Annotated in this window: 17 protein-coding genes; 4 read left to right on the top strand and 13 right to left on the bottom strand. The window is 66.0% G+C overall.

What is annotated here, in order from left to right; translation table 11 throughout:
- Positions 1-19: 19 nt before the first annotated feature.
- The 9 genes from CH291_RS12575 to CH291_RS12535 all read right to left on the bottom strand — a co-directional run bounded on the left by CH291_RS12575 (position 20) and on the right by CH291_RS12535 (position 9,741).
- Positions 20-1,819, bottom strand: coding sequence for a glycoside hydrolase family 15 protein (locus CH291_RS12575; protein WP_094687636.1), 1,800 nt, complete (start codon positions 1,817-1,819; stop codon positions 20-22).
- The gene (locus tag CH291_RS12570; protein WP_094687635.1) at positions 1,816-2,508 is read right to left on the bottom strand and encodes an HAD family hydrolase; all 693 of its coding nucleotides are present in this window, start codon (positions 2,506-2,508) and stop codon (positions 1,816-1,818) included. Before CH291_RS12570 ends, CH291_RS12575 begins: the two co-directional genes overlap by 4 nt.
- A gap of 80 nt (positions 2,509-2,588) precedes the next feature.
- Positions 2,589-3,062, bottom strand: coding sequence for a Dps family protein (locus tag CH291_RS12565; RefSeq protein ID WP_068054046.1), 474 nt, complete (start codon positions 3,060-3,062; stop codon positions 2,589-2,591).
- A gap of 135 nt (positions 3,063-3,197) precedes the next feature.
- Entirely contained in the window at positions 3,198-4,730 is a 1,533-nt protein-coding gene (locus CH291_RS12560; RefSeq protein WP_373454859.1) for a catalase, read from the bottom strand.
- A gap of 91 nt (positions 4,731-4,821) precedes the next feature.
- Positions 4,822-5,256, bottom strand: coding sequence for a Fur family transcriptional regulator (locus tag CH291_RS12555; protein WP_068054043.1), 435 nt, complete (start codon positions 5,254-5,256; stop codon positions 4,822-4,824).
- Between the two features lie 45 nt (positions 5,257-5,301).
- Complete coding sequence (locus CH291_RS12550) at positions 5,302-5,943, bottom strand: acetoacetate decarboxylase family protein (RefSeq protein ID WP_094638708.1); 642 nt, start codon at positions 5,941-5,943, stop codon at positions 5,302-5,304.
- Complete coding sequence (locus tag CH291_RS12545) at positions 5,943-7,634, bottom strand: GMC oxidoreductase (RefSeq protein WP_094687634.1); 1,692 nt, start codon at positions 7,632-7,634, stop codon at positions 5,943-5,945. Before CH291_RS12545 ends, CH291_RS12550 begins: the two co-directional genes overlap by 1 nt.
- Positions 7,631-9,139 carry a flavin-containing monooxygenase gene (locus CH291_RS12540; protein WP_068054035.1) on the bottom strand — a complete coding sequence of 503 codons (1,509 nt, stop codon included), beginning with the start codon at positions 9,137-9,139 and terminating at the stop codon, positions 7,631-7,633. The genes CH291_RS12545 and CH291_RS12540 overlap by 4 nt, the downstream gene beginning before the upstream one ends.
- A complete protein-coding gene (locus CH291_RS12535) occupies positions 9,136-9,741 on the bottom strand; it encodes a TetR/AcrR family transcriptional regulator (RefSeq protein WP_373455126.1) in 606 nt (201 codons plus the stop codon). The genes CH291_RS12540 and CH291_RS12535 overlap by 4 nt, the downstream gene beginning before the upstream one ends.
- Positions 9,742-10,087: 346 nt before the next feature.
- On the opposite strand from CH291_RS12535, the gene CH291_RS12530 reads away from it, so the two are divergent.
- Together CH291_RS12530 and CH291_RS12525 are read left to right on the top strand one after the other, a co-directional pair.
- The gene (locus CH291_RS12530; RefSeq protein WP_256980828.1) at positions 10,088-11,020 is read left to right on the top strand and encodes a polysaccharide deacetylase family protein; all 933 of its coding nucleotides are present in this window, start codon (positions 10,088-10,090) and stop codon (positions 11,018-11,020) included.
- A gap of 33 nt (positions 11,021-11,053) precedes the next feature.
- Positions 11,054-11,233 carry a hypothetical protein gene (locus tag CH291_RS12525; RefSeq protein WP_094687632.1) on the top strand — a complete coding sequence of 60 codons (180 nt, stop codon included), beginning with the start codon at positions 11,054-11,056 and terminating at the stop codon, positions 11,231-11,233.
- A 114-nt stretch (positions 11,234-11,347) separates the two neighbouring features.
- Here CH291_RS12525 and CH291_RS27180 read toward each other — a convergent pair whose 3' ends face one another.
- Positions 11,348-13,270, bottom strand: a complete 1,923-nt coding sequence (locus CH291_RS27180; RefSeq protein WP_256980827.1) for a DUF222 domain-containing protein — start codon at positions 13,268-13,270, stop codon at positions 11,348-11,350.
- A gap of 36 nt (positions 13,271-13,306) precedes the next feature.
- Positions 13,307-15,115, bottom strand: coding sequence for a multicopper oxidase family protein (locus CH291_RS12510; protein ID WP_094687631.1), 1,809 nt, complete (start codon positions 15,113-15,115; stop codon positions 13,307-13,309).
- A 116-nt stretch (positions 15,116-15,231) separates the two neighbouring features.
- On the opposite strand from CH291_RS12510, the gene CH291_RS12505 reads away from it, so the two are divergent.
- Positions 15,232-16,302 carry an ABC transporter ATP-binding protein gene (locus CH291_RS12505; protein WP_094670568.1) on the top strand — a complete coding sequence of 357 codons (1,071 nt, stop codon included), beginning with the start codon at positions 15,232-15,234 and terminating at the stop codon, positions 16,300-16,302.
- Between the two features lie 49 nt (positions 16,303-16,351).
- On the opposite strand, the gene CH291_RS12500 is transcribed toward CH291_RS12505, so the two are convergent.
- A complete protein-coding gene (locus CH291_RS12500; protein ID WP_068054019.1) occupies positions 16,352-17,374 on the bottom strand; it encodes an aspartate-semialdehyde dehydrogenase in 1,023 nt (340 codons plus the stop codon).
- Positions 17,375-17,377: 3 nt separating this feature from the next.
- Positions 17,378-18,643 carry an aspartate kinase gene (locus CH291_RS12495; protein ID WP_094678190.1) on the bottom strand — a complete coding sequence of 422 codons (1,266 nt, stop codon included), beginning with the start codon at positions 18,641-18,643 and terminating at the stop codon, positions 17,378-17,380.
- 149 nt (positions 18,644-18,792) lie between these two features.
- Here CH291_RS12495 and CH291_RS12490 point away from each other — a divergent pair, with 149 nt between their 5' ends.
- Entirely contained in the window at positions 18,793-20,469 is a 1,677-nt protein-coding gene (locus CH291_RS12490) for an FUSC family protein (RefSeq protein WP_143545922.1), read from the top strand.
- Positions 20,470-20,476: the final 7 nt, after the last annotated feature.

Here is a 20,476-nt window from a genome sequence, read left to right as displayed (position 1 = left end):
CTTGTGTATGAGAGTGCGGTCAGGCTGTGGCGTCGTGCGAGCGCGCAATGGTCAGCGCCGCATTCACCAGGGCCAGGTGGCTCAAGCCTTGTGGGAAGTTACCCAGAAACGATCCATCCGAAGCATCGATCATTTCGCTGTACAAACCGACGTCGTTGGACAGCTCCACCAGTTGGTCCATCAGAGCTGCGGCTTCGTCGTCTCGGCCGACGCAGGACAGCGCCGATACTCGCCAGAACGCGCAGGCCACGAAGGTCACCTCTTCCTTCGAGACCCCGCTGTAGCGATACATCAGCGGTCCGGCACCGAGTTCTTCGACGAGCGCATCGATGGTGGACGAAAGACGTTCTCCCCGATCGAAATCCATCTCGGCCGCGAGCAGTACCGACGCATCGAGACCGTCGGCACCCGGGTACGCGAGGTAGGCCTGCCGCTCGTCCGACCAACACTCGGCCTCGATGTAGAGCCGGATGCGTTCCTTCTCGGCCTTCCATCGATCCGGTATCCCCGGGATCTCGCCTGCTTCTGCCAGGTGCACGGCGCAGTCCAGCGCCTGCCAGCAACCGAGCTTGGAGCTGGTGTAGTGCTGTTCGTCCTCGAGCTCCCAGATCCCCGCGTCCTTGCGCTGCCACGAATCGCAGGCCTCGTCGGCGATGGCGGCCAGCAGGCGCCCCGTCTGCGCGTCCAGAATGTTCCCCGCGTCGACGTACTGGCGGATGATCGAGAACAGGTCACCGAAGATCATCAGCTGCAGCTGATCCGCGGCAGCGTTGCCGTTGACCACCGGTCCGATGCCTCGCCAGCCGGGAACGTCGGGTTGTTCCGTGCCACCGGGTAGTTCACCACCGAGGGTGTAGAAGACGTTCACCAACGGATCGTTGACTCGGATCACTTTCAGCAGCCACGCCACTGCAGCATGGATCTCCTCGCGAAGGCCGAACCGTTGCAGCGCACGGATGGTGTACGCCGCGTCGCGCACCCACGCGTAGCGGTAGTCCCAGTTCTTGCCACCGGTCCTGTTCTCGGGCAGAGAGGTGGTCGCAGCGGCGGCGATGGCACCGGAGGGGCTGTGCAGCAACAACTTCAGAGCCAGCGCGCTCCGCGCCACATGCTCCGCCCACGGTCCCTGATACGAGAACTCGTCGGACCACACGCGCCAGTTGGCGATCGTGCGGTCGATCCCCTCGTCGAGGTGCTGCGGATCGGGCAGGGGCAGCGGCTCGTTCTCCGTGCCCACGACGCCCAGCACATGCCGAGAATCCGGGTGGGAGGTGAAGACACCACCGATGTCGCGGTCCGCGACATGCACCTCCTCGATTCCCAGAGTCCGCACGGCCAGGGTCAATCCGTCGACCCGCAACACGGTGCCGTGCTCGGTGTCGTACGCCCACGGCGACGCGATGCCGAGCATGGTGCCCGGTGCCACGGACCACGACAACTCGACGGTGCCGTCGAGACCCTCGACGCGGCGGGCCAACTCCACCCACGGAAGACGCCCGGCGACACCGGTGTTCAACGAGTCGGTGATTCGAACGGTACCGGTGTCGGTACGGAACGTCGTGCTCAGCACATTCGTACCAGGGACGAATTCGCGCTGGACGGTGAACTCCTCCAGCGGCGTCAGCTGGATGTATCCGCCGTTCCCCGCGTCGAGCAACGCTGCGAACGGCGGCGGCGAATCGAGGTTCGGAACCGGAAACCAATCGATCCGGCCGTCGTCGGCGATCATCGCCACGGTGCGGCCGTCACCGATGGCTCCGTAGCTCTCGATGGGGACATAACCGTCGACCCTGGGGTGCGGCTTGCGGAACTCGCTCAAGCACTTGCCTTTTCATCGGAGTAGAAGGGACTGTCCTCGATGTTGGCGAGCAGATCGGCGGGGTCGTCGAACACCGCTACCGCCCCCGCGTCGAGCAATTCTCCGCGCGAGATACCACCGCTCAGTACACCGACGGCTCGTACACCCGCGCGACCGGCCGACTCGATGTCCCAGACGCTGTCGCCGACCATCACCGCCTTGGATGCCTCGACGCCGGCCCGTTCGAGTGCAACCGCGACGATGTCGGGCTCCGGCTTGGCTACGTCGGCGTCCTCGCCGCTCGTCACCACGGCAACAGAGTCCTCGACATCGAGCAGGTCGCGCAACGTCGACAGCTCGCTCTCCGGAGCCGAGGTTGCAAGCACCACGGTGATGCCGCGAGAGTTCAAGTCCGCCAACAGTTCACGGGCACCCGGCAGCACTTCGAGATCCGCCGACGCAGCAGCGTAGTACTCGCCGTGCAGCTTCTTCGCTTCGTGGGCAAGCGCGCTGTCCGAGGACCCGACGAGCGTCTCGAGCAGTTTCGACCCGTCCATCCCGATGCAGCGGTGAACACGCCAGGAAGCAACGGAACCACCGGCCTCACAAAACGCGCGCGACCACGCGTCGACGTGCACGTAGTTGGAATCGACGAGGGTGCCGTCGATGTCGAGCAGAACTGCGTCGACCGTCGGCTTCAAAACAGGCATGGTTTTCGGATACCCGGGGGTGGTGCAGGCAAACAACAGGCCCCCCGCTGTGCGCGAGGGGCCTGTCGGGTGGGAAAACGTCAGCTGGCCTGGGCCTGCCACATCCAGTGCAGCTGCTCGAGACGAGCAGTGATGCCGATGAGCAGGTCCTGGGTCACCGGATCGGCTTCGCCGGTGTCGGCGATGCGTCCGCGAAGACGCTCCACGACCGCGGCGAGGTTGTCGACGACCGCTGGGACGACTTCGCTGTCCTTGGTCCATCCGGCACCGAAGCCCTTGGTTCCTGCCGTCGAGGAGACGGTGGCTGCGCGCCCGTCGGGGCTGACGCCGATAGCGGTGGCGCGCTCGGCGGCCTGGTCGGTGAATTCACGTGCGGCCGTGACCAGCTCGTCGAGCTCGAGGTGCACCGACCGGAAGTTCTTGCCGATCACGTTCCAGTGCGCCTGCTTGGCGATGAGCGAAAGGTCGATGAGATCGACCACGGTTCCCTGAAGCGCGTCGCCGGCAATCTTCTGCTGGCCTGCGTCGAGGGTGCTGGTGATGGGGTTCGTCATGATGTGGCCTCCCTGCCGTTGGACGACGGTATGCATCGCACACCATTATTGTTCTTCCGTCTGTACTACACAACGGCAGGTCGACCCCCGTTGTTCCGGATCGACGTCACATCCGCTGTGACGCCGATCCCAACATCAGACCTTGGCTGCTTCGTCGGCAGGATCGTCGATTGCGCCTGCACCCGTGGTCGGTGCGGTCTCGTTCTGCTGCGACCGAACGCCTTCCTCGACCTTCTTACCGAGCTCGGGATCGACGTTGGTCCAGTACTCGAACACCCGGCTCAGAACTGGCTCGCTGACGCCGTTGAGGACGTGCCCCACGATGTTCCCGACGAGGCGCTCGCGCTGCGCGTCGTCCATGACCTCGCGGACCAGGGCTCCGGCTTGCACGAAGTCGCCGTCCTCGGGGTGCTCGATGTATCCGGTGCGCACGAAGCGGGGCTCGAAGTCCCATGCTCCGTCGTCGCCGTACTTGTTCGTGTCCGCCGACGGGCCGCCGAACGAGTTCGGCGCGTAGACGGGCGTCTCCGGGGAGTTGAACGAGTACCGCATGTTGCCGTCCTTGGAGTACGAGTTGACCTCGGACTTCGGGGCGTTGACCGGCAGCTGCGCGTAATTGGCTCCGATGCGGTATCGGTGCGCGTCTGCGTAGGAGAAGACGCGGCCGAGCAGCATCTTGTCGGGGCTGAAGCCGATGCCGGGCACGGTGTTGGACGGCTCGAACGAGCTCTGCTCGATCTGCGCGAAGAAGTTCTCCGGGTTGCGGTTCAAGGTCATCTTGCCGACCTCGATCAACGGGTAGTCCTTCTGCGACCAGACCTTGGTGAGGTCGAACGGGTTGTACTTGTAGTTCTCGGCCTCGTCGTACGGCATGAGCTGCACCTTGAGGGTCCAGCTGGGGAAGTCGCCGTTCTTGATGGATCCGAAGAGGTCCTGACGGTGGTGGTCGGGGGACGTACCCGCAACCTCGTCCGCCTTGTCCTGCGTCAGGTAGTCGATGCCCTGGTCGGTCTTGAAGTGGAACTTGACCCAGGTCTTGGTGCCGTCCTCGGCGATGAGCTGGTACGTGTGCGAACCGAACCCGTCCATGTGGCGGAACGACTTGGGGATACCCCGGTCGCCCATGAGCCACGTCACCTGGTGCGCCGACTCGGGCGAGAGGGTCCAGAAGTCCCACTGCATGTTGTTGTCGCGCAGACCGGAGTCGGGCATGCGCTTCTGGCTACGGATGAAGTCCTGGAACTTGATCGGGTCCTTGACGAAGAAGATCGGGGTGTTGTTGCCGACCAGGTCCCAGTTGCCTTCTTCTGTGTAGAACTTCAGCGAGAATCCGCGCGGGTCACGCCAGGTGTCGGGGCTGCCCTGCTCGCCCGCGACGGTGGAGAAGCGCGCCAGCATCTCGGTCTTGGCACCGGGCTGCAACGCCTTAGCCTTGGTGTACTTGCTGATGTCTCCGGTGATCTCGAGTTCACCGAACGCGCCTGCGCCCTTGGCGTGCACGACGCGCTCCGGGACCCGCTCACGGTTGAACTGCGCCATCTTCTCGATGAGGTAGTGGTCGTGGAGAAGAATCGGTCCCTGCGTTCCGGCGGTCAGCGACTGATCGTCGCTGGGGACGGGGATTCCCGAGTTGCTGGTGGTCGGTTTGTTGGTGATCGGCTTGGTCATACGAAGCCTCCTGTAGGGCTGAATCGAATTCGGAGAGGGCTGCTCTTCGAAAGATCTGTGAAACCGAGCGGCCGTACGCTGGACCGCAGTGTCAGACGGAATGCCTCGTGCAGTCGCCGCACAAACCCCAGAAGACGATCTCGGCTTCGTCGACGACAAATCCGTGGGTGTTCTCGGGGACGAGACACGGCGCCGCTCCGACGACGCAATCGACATCGGCAACCACATGACACTCTCGGCACACGAGGTGGTGGTGGTTGTCCGCCGTCCGGCTCTCGTACAGCGCGGCCGAACCGGCAGGTTCGATGCGACGTAGCAGACCTGCGTCGACGCAGGCCCTGAGCACGTCGTACACGGCCTGGGTCGACACCGAACCACCGTCCTCCCGGACGGCGGCAGCGATGTCGTCGGCGTCCGAATGCGGTCGGGCTGTGACCGCATTCAGGACTGCAACTCGGGGTCCGGTGACGCGGAGACCGACCGAGCGCAACTGCGCTGCGGGGTCGACGCGTTCGGTGAGCTGCATGCACTCCAGTATGCCCCTAATCTGGACTAAGTCAAGAAAAAGGGTTCAGGGCTGGCCGACCAGGCGCGCTTCACCCGTCCGCATCGAACCGGTCACGATCTGCAAGCCGAAATACGTGCCCGACGGCATCCAGCGACTCAGCGTCGGGCCCTTCGCGTCCACCTCGACGCGGGCCAACCTGGCTTTGCCCTTCAGGCTCGCGGTGGCGATGGCCGAGCCGCCGGACACGGGCTGCGCGAAACCGAGGGAGCCGAGCATCGGGAACTGCGGTCCCACGGCGCGGGACGTCGTCCGCACCGACCATTCGTCGCCGCTCGCCCCGGCCTCGCCCAGCACGTCACCCTCGAACTCGGCCAGCACCTTGGGCAGGTGCCAGTTGGTCCGGCCGCCGTGGACAGATGTCGCGGAATCGACGGCGATGAACGGCACCGCCATCCGCGGAACGCGTCCGACGTCGCGGCGCAGCACCGGGCTCGCCAGGATCTCGCGGTACGGGCCGACCGGTGAGGTGACGTAGTCGACGACCATCGCCATCGTGATCGGCAACGTCTTGGCACCGACAGGTGCGAAGTCCGACGAGCGGGCCCGATGCCACCAGATCGTGGCTCGCACGTTCGCCGGCCACGGCGCTGCCGGACTGACCGGCCAGTCGGTGCGATCGGTATCGGATTCGGTGACACTCCACATCAGGAATCCCTCCCCACGACGGTCAGTGGAAGCCGCAGGGCACCCGGTGCCGACACCGGCACCACCGGCTGCACGGGCTGAGTGGGTGCGATCTCCTGATAGCCAGAGCCCACCGCGGGTCGCCGGTCGGGCTCACCCTTGTTGGGCCACAACGCCATTGCTCGCTCGGCCTGGGCGGTGATCGTCAGGGACGGATTGACGCCGAGGTTGGCACTGACGGCCGAACCGTCGAGCACGTGCAGCCCCTCGTAGCCGTAGACGCGCTGGTAACCGTCGATCACGCCGGTCTGCGGCGAGTCGCCGATCGCGCAGCCACCGAGGAAGTGCGCGGTCATCGGAATGTTGACGATCTCGGCGATCGACCCGCCCGGGTCACCGCCGATCTTGTCCGCGAGCAGACGAATTGCCTCGTGCCCCTGCGGAATCCACTGCGGCGGTGGATCACCCGCGCCGGGCCTGCTGGTGAGGCGACGCCCGAACGGCCCCTTCTTGGATCCGAGCTCGAGCGAGTTGTCGTCGGTCTGCATCACCAACGCGATGACGGTTCGCTCCGACCAACGATGCACCGACAGGCTCCGTACCGCAGCGCCGGGGTGACGGAGCGCGACGCCGAGCGTCTTGAGCACGCGCGGCACCTTCCCGCCGCCGTCGCTGAGCACGGTCTGCAGTAGGCCGATTGCGTTGCTGCCCTTGCCGTATCGCACCGGCTCGATGTGCGTGTGATCGTCCGGGTGGAACGACGACGTGATGGCCACGCCCTCGTGGTAGTCGACCTCACGGCCGCGAGCGGTCGCGGCGAGCACGGCCTCGGAGTTGGTGCGCACCAACGAGCCGATCTTGTCCGACAACCGCGGGAGCGAGCCCTTCTCCTTGGCCGCGAGCATCAGCTTCTGGGTGCCGTAGGTGCCGGCCGAAAAGATCACCTGATCGGCGGTGATCGTCTTCTCCTTGCGACGCAGCTTGCCACCGGTCCGACGCGTCACCACGTCGTAGCCCGCGCCGTTCGGCCGCACGTCCACGACGGTGGTCAACGGAAGAACATGCGCGCCTGCGTGTTCGGCGAGGTACAGGTAGTTCTTGACGAGGGTGTTCTTCGCGCCGACGCGGCAGCCGGTCATGCACGCTCCGCATTCGGTGCAGCCGGTGCGCTCGGGCCCGGCACCGCCGAAGAACGGGTCGGGCGCGGTGCGGCCGCGATCTCCGAAGTAGACGCCCACCGGGGTCGAGGTGAACGTGTCCCCCACCCCCATGTCCTCGGCCACCTCTTTCATCACCTTGTCCGAGGCGGTGATGGTCGGGTTGGTCTCGACGCCGAGCATCCGCCGGGCCTGGTCGTAGTACGGATTCAGCTCGCGCTGCCAATCGGTGATCGAACCCCACTGCGGGTCCTCGAAGAACTTCGCCGGGGGTTGATACAGGGTGTTCGCGTAGTTCAGCGAACCTCCGCCGACGCCTGCCCCTGCCATCACCAGTACATCGGGCAGCAGGTGGATACGTTGCACCCCATAGCAACCCAACGCCGGAGCCCAAAGATACTTGCGCAGCCGCCAGCTGGTCTTCGGCAGCTCGTCGTCCTCGAACCGTCGACCGGACTCGAGAACCGCCACCCGGTACCCCTTCTCGACTGCCCGCAACGCGGCGACACTGCCGCCGAAACCGGAGCCGATGATCAATACGTCGTAGTCGCTCATGCGGATACCACCTCGTTGTCTGAGTCGAGAGCGTCGGAGACGAGCCGATAGTTCGGCACGTCGAACTCGCGCGTCTTGTTGCGGAACCGGAATGTGTAGGTGGGCCACATCGTGGAATTGCGGCCGTTGGCGTCGAGGTACCAGCTCGAGCACCCGCCGGCATTCCACACGGTGCCGTCGAGCGCGGAATCGACCCACGAATTGTGTTGCCGCTGAGCGGATTCGTTGACCTCCACGGCCGCGATCCTGCGATCCTTCATCGCGTGCAGCGCGGACACCACGTAGTTGGCCTGCGACTCGAGCATGTAGACGATGGAACTGTGCCCGAGGTTGGTGTTGGGGCCGTACATCAGGAACAGGTTCGGGAAGCCGGCGACGGTGGTGCCGAGATGCGCCTGCGGGCTACCGCCCCAGTGCTCCGCGAGCGTCCGACCGTCGTTGCCGCGCAGCAGATGCGACACCGGCGGCTCGGTGGGGGTGAACCCCGTAGCGAAGATGATGGTGTCCACCTCGTGGTTGCGGCCCGAGGCGTCGACGACGCCGTTCTCGGTCACCGACGTCAGCCCCGACGTGACGAGATCGACGTCCGGCCGGTCCAGTGTCGGCAGCCAATCATTGGACAGCAGAAGCCTTTTGCAGCCGGGCGCGTAGTCGGGAGTCAGCGCCGCACGTTTCACCGGGTTCTTGACCTGGCGCTTCAGATTCGATTTCGCGAACACCTTCACCGCGGGCAGCAGCCACGGGTTGTCCGCCAGCACGGTCACGTAGGCCTCGCGGTAGCCGTAGATGACACCGCGAACCGCGCGGTGCGCCAGAGGGATTCGCTCGTACAGCGTGCGCTCGAGCCGGCCGATGGTGCGGTCCAGGCGCGGAATCACCCACGCGGGGGTGCGCTGGAAGACGGTGAGCCGCTCGGCCCGGTCGACTATCTCGGGGACGAACTGCACCGCAGACGCCCCGGTGCCGATCACGGCGACCCGCTCGCCGGTGAGGTCGTGCTCGTGATTCCAGGTCGCAGAATGGAACACGGTGCCCGAGAACGTGTCGATGCCGGGGACGTCCGGGATCTTCGGAGTGGACAACGCGCCGGTGGCGGCAACCAGAACACGCGCGCTCGCCGAACCCTGCGACGTCTGCACCGACCAACGCTTGTTCACCTCGTCCCAGGTCGCGGACTGCAACTCACAGTTCGTGACGATGCGATCGTTCAGGTCCAGACGATCCACCACCGAACGCAGGTAGTCGAACAATTCGGGCTGACGCGCGAAGGTGTGACTCCACTTGGGGCTCGGGGCGAACGAGAACGAGTACAGCGAGGTCGGCACGTCGCATGCACACCCCGGGTAGGTGTTGTCTCGCCACGTCCCACCCACGTCGGACGCGCGCTCGATGACGGTCACGTCGGCGGTCGGGTCGGCGGCGAGAATCTTCGCCACCGCGGCCAGGCCTGCGAAGCCGGCTCCGACCACCAGCACGTCGAGCTGTTCGGGGAGAGTTGCGTTCACGAATCCATCACCTTTTCGGACCAGACGGGAAGGAGCCGCCCGCGCAGCAGCGCGTCGGCTTCGGGAGTGCGGAACAGCGCCGAGACGGCCAGTCCGCGGGCGAGTTCGACACTGAGCTCGATGGATTCTGGGGACATCCGGCTACCCATGACGATCTGGGCACCGCCCTGAATGGCCTCGGCGACGCGCCGCTCCAAGGGGATCATCGCCTCGTGCAGCGCCGGGTCGGTACGGGCAGCCACCCAGAGCTCGAGCGCGGCGTAGAACAGGGGGCCGGAGAATGCGTCGGCGAGGATCTCGGGTCCTCGCTCGGGGTCCGGTTCGGCTTCGAGGATCTCCGAGAGACGACGATCGACGAGGTGCTCGACGGCCGCGATCAGCAAGGACTCCTTGGTCGGGAAGTGGTGCAGCTGCGCCCCCCGGGACACACCGGCACGCCGCGCGATCTCCTGGGTGCTGGTCTTGGCGAAGCCCAGTTCGACCAGGCAATCGATCGCGGCGTCGAGCAGCTTCGCCCGAGTGCCCGCGGTGCGTTCGGCCTGCGTCCGGCGCTCGGTGGGCGCTGAGTCGTCGAGCCCTGTGTCGGTAGTCACACTTCGCACAGTAGCGCTAAATCAACAAACAGTCCAGCCTGACTTTAAGTTTGCTTCGGGAAGCAGTCGGTCTCGATCTCACCGTTTGATCGGAAAGTCGACTGGACTGCGCGCACCGCTTTCCAAACCATTTCCACTGTCTCGGCTCTACGATCAGGTCGGTTCGACCTGCTGTAGCCACGCGAATGCTGCGTCGAATCAGGCAAAAGAGGGCCGATGACAATCTCGACCGTCGGTGTTCGTGGGGCCGCATGCGCAGTCGTGGTAATCCACGCGTTCACCTCAGCCGACTGCAGCAGTGGATCCGACTCGGCGACCGCAGACAAGCTGGCACCACAGTTTGCGGTGATCAACCATGGGCAATTCTGTCGCCATGCCCCTCGCTTCTCATGGTCGCTTCGACTACTCCCCCATCGGCGATCGCCCACAGTTCGAGTGGCCGGGTGGGGCGCGCCTCGCGGTGTACGTGGCAGTCAACTGCGAGCACTTTCCGTACGACGACGGAGGGCCAGGGCTGGGCTACACACCCGGGATGGACCAGCCGAACACTTACAACTGGGGTTGGCGCGAGTACGGCAACCGGGTGGGCGGGTTCCGGATCGCGGAGACGTTGCAGCAGAGCGGTTTTCGCCCGACATTGCTCGTCAATACCGAGGTGTACGAGCATGCTCCGCAGCTGGTCGACGCCTTCCGCGCCCTCGATGCGGAGGTCGTCGCGCACGGACGAACGAACGCCGTGCAACCGAACGATCAAGACGAGGAAGCCGAACGACGCTCGATCGACGAGGTGACGACCGCCATCGAGCGCCACGAGGGAGCACCGCCTCGGGGTTGGATGAGCCCCGGCGCCAACCCCAGCCGAGTGACCGAGGACCTGCTCGCCGAACGTGGCTACGAATACACCTTGGACTGGCCCATCGATGATCAGCCGGTCTGGCTGAGGACCCGCGGTGGCCCGTTGCTCAGCGTTCCGTACCCGCACGAGGTGAACGACCTTCCGATGTTCGTTCACCATCACCAGACCGCAGCGACGTTCGAGCGCAACATAATCGACAGTTTCGACGAACTGAAGGAGAATTCGGAGCACCAACCCGTAGTGCTCGCCATCTCTCTGCACACGTTTCTCACCGGACAGCCTTACCGACTTCGCCGGTTCCGGTCCGCCCTGCAGCACATGCTCGACAACAGCGACGGCGTCTGGTTCACCACACCGGGCGAGATCGCCACGCACTATCGCGGTCTCGTAGCTCCCTCGGACAGCGGCCGTCGACCGCTGCGCGACGGATAGTCCACTGCCGGTGCCGCCAGCGACCTGGTCCACATGGATGCCTACCGACTGTTGAAAGCCAGCCGGTCGTCGGTGAAGCAGGTCAAGGGTGCACCGATGCCCTCTCCGATCGCGGTGGTTGCTGCGGCCGTGGAAGGGTCGGTACTCGACTTCGAGTCGGAAAAGCTCGGGCGCGCAGGAGAACTGCTGATGCGTGAGGTGCCTGGCCCGTAAGCGCTGATCGACAGCACCGTGCGCGCAGGGGGCCAGCCCGCCGAAGCCGCGCGGCCGGCGCACGGCTTCGAGAGGGAATGGCTTGGGCGGCCGAGTGGCGCGACTGATGTGTTGTCAGGCTGCGCGACGTTTTCGGCGGTGGTAGCTGGGGATGGGTTGTCGTGTGGGGTCGATGGATTCGGGTGGGATGGCGTAGGGGTGTCCGTCGTCGCCCATGAGCAGTTGCCAGTCGCCGTGGTGGACGAGGCGGTGGCATTCTCCGCAGACCAGCGCGAGGTTGTTCAGGTCGGTGCGGCCGCCGTGTTCCCAGAACTTCACGTGGTGGGCCTGGCACCACTGTGCGGGGCGGCCACACATCACGCAGCACCGATCGCGGATGGTCAGGGCGATGCGTTGGTCGTCGCTGGCAAGTCTGGTGCTGCGGCCCAGGGCGAGCGGGACGCCGTGGTGGTCGACGATGACCGGGGTGAGGTCGGCATCGCAGGTGAGAAGTTCGGCGAAAGCGCGGCTCATCGGCCCGGTCCAGTCGAAGTGGAACGGCCAGTCGGCATCACCGGGCTCGGGTGCAGACTTCTGCCCGGAATGGTCACCGGCACCAGTGCTGGGACCGACACGATCGCCGCGGGGATCACCGGTCGGTGAACCGTCGCCGACACCGCTCCCGACGTCGTGACCGCCATCAGCATCGTCGGGACCCGTGTCGGCATCGCCGGTCCGTGAACTGTCGCCGGCACCAGCACTGCTTTCGCTGACGTGGGGACCGCCGCCAGCATCACCGGTCCGTGAACTGTCACCGATGCCAGCAAGGTTCCCGCTGACGCGACGACCGGTTCCACGATCGGGACCCGCGTCGGTATTGCCGGCCCTTGAGTCGTCGCCGGCACCAGTACGGTTCCCGCTGACGCGACGACCGGCACCACGATCGGGACCCGTGTCGGTATCGCTCGTTCGTGAACTGTCGCCGGCACCCGCGCCGCTCCCGCTGACGCGACGACCGTTGCCACGATCGGGACCGCCCTCGGTATCGCTTGTTTGTGAGTGGCCGCCTGCACCGGATGCCTTCGAACCCGTTGTTGGCCTGTTCGATTGCGTGTGTCCGCGGTCGGCGAGCAGGTCACGCAGCGGGACGATCAGGTGCACCGATGCCCGCGCCCCGCCCGCCGATCCGCGGCCACCACCGCTCAGGTGCCGGTCGAGGATCCGATCGAGGGCATCGGCCCGCCGCTTCGACGGACCACGTAGGTCGCGTTCACCGCCGGGGCCGGGCTGCGGCGCGGTCAACGCCGACAGTGCGGTGAGCAGCTTCTCGGCCAGGAGCCGGTCGACGTTGCCGCCCATCTGGAAGCGGCCACTGGCAAGCGGGTGAACATCGAAACGGTTCAACTCCGGGTTCTCCGACACTGGTATCGGCGGCGGTCCAGCTGGAACAGGTTCGGGCCGAGCAGGTTCGGGCTCGCCCGAGCCGGCTGCGTCACCCGCGTCAGCTCGGCTCGCACGGTCCCGCTCTTGCTCCCGCTCCTGTTCCCGCTCCTGTTCTTGTCGTTGCTTCTCTGCCTGCTCGTGGCGGGCTCTGGCGTCCTCGGCCGCAGAATGCGCCAGTGCCTGCGCGCGGGAGGCGACCTGCCCGGCGGTGCTGCGCATGGCGGTTTCGAGCAGTTCGGCGACGACAGCGTCGCGGCGTTGTTCGTCGAGGGTGGGGTCGGCGACCACCACGGTGGCGTAACCGTCGGCGATCGCCGAGGCGTGCGCGGCGTGGATGTCACCACCTGCGAGGGCACCCAACACGCTGGGCCGGTCGGTGAGCCACTGCCCCAGCTCCATCTGACGGGCCGCGGACCCGTCGGTGATACGCACCGATCGCGCGTACCACCGGGTCACCGACGAGTAGCCGAGTTTCATGGCCAGACCGCGCCGGTCCATCTCCGCCAGCAGCGTCAATCGCGTTGCAGCGAGCTCGTTTTCGAGGGAAGACACGCCAGCGAGCTCGGAGACCAAATCCTGGTCGCCGAGCCCGAACACATCCCCCCATGTCTTCACACCACGAAAGCTATACCCACCCACCGACAAGCTTTGTCACGGAGCGACGGTGCGGTACCTGAGCATCATTTCGTGGTCCTCGTGATCGAGCATGTGGCAGTGCCACATGTACCCCTGCAGTTCGCCGCCCCCACCCATGTCGTGTCCACCGTGCTCGCCGCCGTGGTGCGCGGCCGGCCCGGCGAAGGTGGCGTCGGGGTCGAACCCGAGCTCGTCGGCCGTCGGGAATCCAACGAGGATCTGCGTGACGGTGCCCGGGTAGGTGTTGACGGTGTCCTTCCACCCGGCTTCCCACGCCGCCGGGGGCACCGACGGACCGGTGAGGAACTTCTCCACCGGCGGAGCCCATCGGGTACCGAATGTGGGCCTGGGGAAATCACGTTGGTAGGCGGCGAGGTCGATCGGGATGCGTCCCAGCGTCCGGAAGTGGGCCAGGTGCAGGTGAATCGGGTGCGGCTCCACCGTCGTGTTGACGATGTTCCACATCTCCACGGTCCCCTGCTTGGGCATCTCGATGTCCGGGTCCGAGTACCTCAGGTTGTTCAGGTTCATCAGCGTCATGTCCAGGTTGTGCCCACCGGACGGCTGGTTGACGGTGACCGTTCGCGTGAATGTCGCGGTCGGCAACGGCGGCAACACATCCGGCTGCCCCTTGCCACCGCGCAGCAGCGTCGGCACGCCGCCCCGGAACCCCGCCGCGGACGCGACGCGGAACTGGCAGAACATCGGCATCGGGACCGCACCGAGCGATGCCGCCTGAGCGGGTGGTGGCTCGTCGTTGAGCAGCTCGATCAGTGCGCCCGGCTCCACGGCACCGAAATCGACGAGGATGTCGGCGCGCTCGGCCGGGGCGAGTCGGATGCTGGTGGCTTCCACCGGAGCGTCGAGCAATCCCCCGTCGTTCCCGATGACCCAGAATCGAAGTCTGTTGGTGAAGAACAGGTTCCACACGCTGTACGACCCTGCGTTGACGACGCGCAGTCGGTACATTCCCCTGGCGACTTCCATCGTCGGCCAGATCTTGCCGTTGACGACGCCCACGTCTCCGGTGCCGCCGCCCTCCCATTTACCCTGCGGCACAGTGATGTTGGAACGGATACTCATGCTGCCGTCGGGATTCATGATCTTTTCCTGCAGCACCAACGGCAGCTCGAACTCACCCGACGGCAGACCCAGCACATTGTCGGACGTACCAGTGTCCCAACGGTCCCGCACGAGGTTCATGCCGAGCAGGCCCGCGTACACGTTGATGCGCGTCATCGACATCGCGTGATCGTGGTACCAGAGTCCCGCGGCGTCGTTGAGCCCCGAGAAGTTGTGCGTCATCGACTCTCCCGGGCGCACCAGCATCTCGGAGTGCCCGTCGCTCGCCGGTTCGGTGACGGCCCCGTGCAGGTGCAGCGCCGTCGGTGTCATCGTGCGGTCCATCTCGCTCATGCCGTGCAGCGAGGTGTCGATGTCGGCGGCGAGCGGGTTGCCTGCGGTTGTGTTGGAGTACTTCAGTGTCCAGGGCTGGCCGGTCTGCGACTCGATGGTCGGTCCGAGGTAGTCGCACTGGCCGTATCCGAAGGTGGGCGCGGGTCGCAGATCGGCGTGGAACACGTGGGTGGAGCTGTGCGCGTCCAACGTCACCTCGGTACCGCTGGTCAGCGGCAACCTGGGCAGCTCGTCCCGGAACGGCGTGAGGGGCGGTGAGTGGAACAGCAGGGGGCTCTGGCCACGAAGGAAGTCGTCGGCCATCGCGCGGCGCGTCGTCGACGCCACCGGGAGTGCAGCGGCACCAGCGGCTACTGCGGCGACGGCGAGCCCTCGAAGGGCGGTTCGCCTGGACACAGATCCGCTCACCGAGCCACCTCTCTCCTTGTTGTGATTGGGGCCATACTATGTGCCCGTCGGCTCCCGCCGTCACCCCACACTCGGATCGTCCGGCACGTTCCTGCCGGTGGAGGGATCTATCTGTCATGGCAACGATTACTTTCGAGCGCACCACCAGGCTGTTTCCGGGCTCAGACGCCCCCGCGGTGGACGAGCTCGACCTGCACATCGAGGACGGTGAATTCCTCGTTCTGGTCGGCCCGTCGGGTTGCGGAAAGTCGACGTCGCTGCGGATGCTCGCGGGGCTCGAAGAGGTCAATTCCGGTCGCATCCTCATCGGCGGCAAGGACGTCACCCACTCCGAACCCAAGGATCGCGACATCGCGATGGTGTTCCAGAACTATGCGCTGTATCCGCACATGACCGTCGCGGAGAACATGGGCTTCGCTCTGAAGTTGGCAAAGGCGAACAAGGACGACATTCGCACTCGCGTCGAGGAGGCCGCGAAGCTACTCGACCTCGAGCCGTATCTCGATCGCAAGCCCAAGGCGCTCTCCGGCGGGCAGCGGCAGCGAGTTGCCATGGGCCGCGCCATCGTTCGCCAACCCCAGGTGTTCCTGATGGACGAGCCCCTGAGCAATCTCGACGCCAAACTGCGAGTCCAAACGCGCACCCAGATCGCGCAGTTGCAGCGACGGCTCGGGACGACGACGGTCTACGTCACCCACGATCAGGTCGAGGCCATGACGATGGGCGATCGCGTCGCCGTCCTGAAAGGTGGTGTGCTGCAGCAGTGCGCCACCCCGCGCGAGCTGTACCGGAAGCCGGTCAATGCGTTCGTCGCCGGGTTCATGGGCTCACCGTCGATGAATCTGTTCCGCGTCCCGGTCACCGACGGCGGCGTTCGCCTGGCCGATCAGGTGATACCGGTGCCGCGACAAACTCTCGGCTCGGCCACCGAGGTGATGTTCGGCATCAGGCCCGAGCACATCGAGATCGCGAGCAGCGGAATCGCTCTGGAGATCGACGTGGTCGAGGAACTCGGCTCCGAGGCCTTCGTGTTCGGCCGTGCGGACATCAACGGCCGCACCGAGACCATCGTCGCACGGGCCGATTGGCGCAGCCCACCCGAGAAGGGTGACCGCGTCCACGTCCGTATCGACGACGCGCACGCACACATCTTCGACGCCTCCGCCGAGGGTCACCGCCTGAACTGATCGTCGTGCGCGTTGTGCGTACCCCTGGGGACGCACAACGCGCACGGCGTCAGACCAGCAGCTCGGCGATCTGAATCGTGTTGAGCGCCGCGCCCTTACGCAGGTTGTCGCCCGAGACGAACAGTGCCAATCCGCGGCCCTCGGGAACACCCGGGTCCTGGCGGATCCGGCCGACGAGGGAATCGTCCGCGCCTGCGGCCTGCAACGGCGTCGGCACGTCGACCAGAGAGACGCCCGGGGCGGAGGCGAGCAGCTCACGAGCGCGTTCCACCGAGAGCGGGTTGGCGAATTCGGCATTGATCGACAGCGAGTGACCGGTGAACACGGGCACGCGGACGCAGGTGCCGCTGACCAGCAGGTCCGGCAGGCCGAGGATCTTGCGCGATTCGTTGCGCAGCTTCTGGTCCTCGTCGGTTTCGCCGGATCCGTCGTCCACCAACGCACCGGCCAGCGGCAGGACGTTGAAGGCGATGGGCGCGACGTACTTGTTCGGGGCCGGGAAATCCACCGACGAACCGTCGTGCACCAGCTTTTCGACGTCGCCGATGACGGCGCGCGCCTGGGTGGCGAGCTCCTCGACACCGGCGAGTCCGCTGCCGGACACGGCCTGGTAGCTCGAGACGATCAGGCGCTGCAGGCCTGCTTCGTCGTGCAACACCTTGAGCACCGGCATCGCGGCCATGGTGGTGCAGTTGGGGTTGGCGATGATGCCGCGGGGCGGGTTCTTCGCGTCCTCGGGGTTGACCTCGCTGACCACCAGCGGCACGTCCGAGTCCTTGCGGAACGCCGAGGAGTTGTCGATAACGGTGGCACCTGCTGCGGCGAAACGCGGTGCCTGCTCACGCGAGAGAGTTGCACCCGCGGAGAACAGTGCGATGTCGATTCCGGCGAGGTCTGCGGTGGAGGCGTCCTCGACGACGATCTCCTCGCCGCGGAACGGCAGCTTCTTGCCCGCGGACCTGGCGGAGGCGAAGAATCGAACGGTGTCGGCGGGGAAGTTACGCTCCTCCAACAGGGTTCGCATGACGGCACCGACCTGGCCGGTGGCTCCTACGACTGCAACTGTGGTCATCGTCTATCGTCCTGTCCCTGCGTGTACGACGGCTTCTTCGTCGCCGCCCAGATCGAAGGCGGCGTGCAGCGCGCGTACTGCTTCGTCGAGCTGAGTGTCACTGCACAGCACCGAGATACGGATCTCCGAGGTGCTGATCAGGTCGATGTTGATGCCGGCGTCGGCGAGGGCCTCACAGAACGTCGCGGTGACGCCGGGGTGGCTCTTCATGCCTGCACCGACGAGGGAGACCTTGCCGATGTGGTCGTCGTAGAGCACCTGAGCGAAGCCGATCTCGGCCTGGAGCTTGGTGAGCTTCTCCACTGCCGTCGGGCCGTCGGCCTTGGGGCAGGTGAAGGTGATGTCGGTCTTGCCGGTGTCGATCTTGGACACGTTCTGCAACACCATGTCGATGTTGATCTCGGAATCTGCCACGGCGCGAAACACTTTGGCGGCGTAGCCGGGGGTGTCGGGCAAACCGACGACGGTGACCTTCGCCTCGCTGCGATCGTGTGCGACGCCGGTGAGAATTGCTTCTTCCACTGGAATGTCCTCCATAGATCCGGAGACGATCGTTCCGGGTTTCGTGGTGTACGACGAGCGCACGTGAACGGGAACGTTGTAGCGACGGGCATATTCGACGCAGCGCAACATCAGCACCTTTGCGCCGCAGGCCGCCATTTCGAGCATTTCCTCGAACGAGACGGTCTCGAGGTGACGGGCGTTGGGCACGATGCGCGGGTCGGCGGTGAAGATGCCGTCGACGTCGGTGTAGATCTCGCAGACGTCGGCGTTCAGCGCTGCGGCCAGCGCGACGGCGGTCGTGTCCGATCCACCGCGACCGAGCGTCGTGACGTCCTTGCTGTCCTGGCTGACGCCCTGGAAGCCGGCGACGAGAACGATCGAGCCCTCGTCGAGTGCGCTGCGCACGCGGCCGGGGGTGACGTCGATGATCTTGGCGTTGCCGTGCACGCTGGTGGTGACGACGCCTGCCTGGGAGCCGGTGAACGACCGGGCCTCGGCACCGAGCGAGTGGATGGCCATCGCGACCAGCGCGTTGGAGATGCGTTCACCCGAGGTGAGCAGCATGTCCATCTCGCGGGCCGGCGGGGCCGGGCACACCTGCTGGGCCAGGTCGAGTAGTTCGTCGGTGGTGTCGCCCATGGCCGACACGACCACGACGACGTCGTTGCCTGCCTTCTTGGTCTCGACGATTCGTTCAGCGACGCGTCGGATACGTTCGGCGGTTCCCACCGACGATCCACCGTACTTCTGGACGATGAGAGCCACGCCTGTTTACCTCCGCTGGATAGCCGACAATCGGGCGATTGTTCCGGGGTAACCCTACCGAGCGAATGCCCCGAGCAGTGGCCCGGGTAGCTCCGAGCTGGGACTTTAGGGCGGTTCGCCTGCGGATACACCTGACCTAACATGTTCGGGTGACCCTTCCCGAGCACCGCCCACCCCCACCCCCGCGAGGTCTGCGGGTGCTCTTCGGGCTCCCTGCCGTCGGCCGTCGCTGGCCGGGTGGACTGCGCTCGGCTCTGGCGTTCGGTATCCCCGCGATCGCGGCGTGGGTTCTCGGGTTCCACACCGAGGCCCTGCTGGTGGTCTCGGGCAGTTTCGCCGTCATCTACGGCGAGGGGCGTCCCTATCGTTCGCGTTGGTGGGTCGTCCTGACCGCGGGCGGCGCACTGGTGGCGTCGGTGTGGCTCGGGGCGACGGCCGGGCAGGTGGCGCTCGATCTCGGGAGTACCGGATGGGCGCAGATGATCCCGGTGACCCTGCTCTCGCTCCTGGCTCTCGTGGCGGTCTACGTCATCGCTGCGCTGCGACTCGGACCGCCGGGTGCGTTCTTCTTCGTGCTGGTGTGCGCGGTGTCGTCGTACATCCCCGGGGCCGGCATCGGCGCCGTTCACGGAGCGGTCTGCGCGGCGATCGGCGTCGCGTCGGCGCTGCTGGTGTCGATGTCCGGGGTGCTGTGGGATCCGCGAGGACCCGAGCGCGAGGCCGTCGGAGCCGCGGTGGGCGCGATCGAGAAATACACGAGCTCGCCGACGCCGTCTGCCGCCGATCGTCACGTCGCGGCCGCGCGTCTGCACGCAGCCTGGGCCGCCGTGTACGACGCCGGTGCTGCACGGTTGTCGTCGAGGCCGGTGCTGGTGCAGAGGCTGTTCGACGCCCATCGGGCGTTCGCGGCCACTAACTCTCGAGGCATGGATGCCGACCAGGCAGTCGACTCGGTGCCGGATCAGCTGCCGCTGGCGAGGCCGAGCATCGCCTACCGGTTGCGGCGCTCGCTGCACCGGGATTCACACGCATCGTCCACGGCGATCAGGGTCTTCTGCGCGGCAGCGGCGGCAGGCGGGATCAGCGTCGCGCTGGATCTGAGCCGACCGGACTGGGCGATCCTCGGTGCCGTCCTGGTGCTGCAACAGGGTCCCGACCGGGTGCACGGCACCTATCGCGGCCTGCAGCGGCTCGGCGGAACCCTCGCGGGGGTGGCCCTGTTCTCCGCCATCTTCCTCTCGCCGCTGACCGGTCTGGCCGTCATCGTGGTGTTGATGGTGTTGCAGTTCGCGATCGAGGTGTCGGTGGCGCGCAACTACGGGTTGGCCGTCACGTTCATCACTCCGCTCGCCCTGCTGATGGGGACACTGACACATCCGGGAGCTGTGCTGGAGGACATCGTCGTGGACCGGATCGTGGAAACCACGGTGGGCGTCGCTCTGGCCTTCGCTGCGCTGTGGCTGCTGCTTCCCGGGGCGTTCAGGCGCGCATTGCAGTGGTCCGACGGCCGAGTCCTGACGCTCAGCGCCGATCTGCTGACGGTGTTGCGCACCGAGGACGTGGCCGGATCGAGCGCTCTCACCGCCCGGCGCGACGTCCAGTTCGAGCTGGTCGGGTCCGCGTTGGCCGGTGCCGAGGCCGCACACAACGATCGGCGGTGGGCTCATCGGGTGTGGTCGCAGCATGCCGAGGTCGATTGCCTCGGGTACGAACTCCTCGCGCACTGCTGGACGATCACCGACGTCGGACGAATGAATGACATCGGGCACTGGCAACGCAGAGTCGATGCAGCAACTGCAGAATTCCACTCGTCAACCCTGGGGTAGGCGGTCG

The organism is Rhodococcus sp. 14-1411-2a (assembly GCF_002259485.1).
GTDB lineage: Bacteria > Actinomycetota > Actinomycetes > Mycobacteriales > Mycobacteriaceae > Rhodococcoides.
This window is presented reverse-complemented; position numbering and strand designations above follow the sequence as displayed.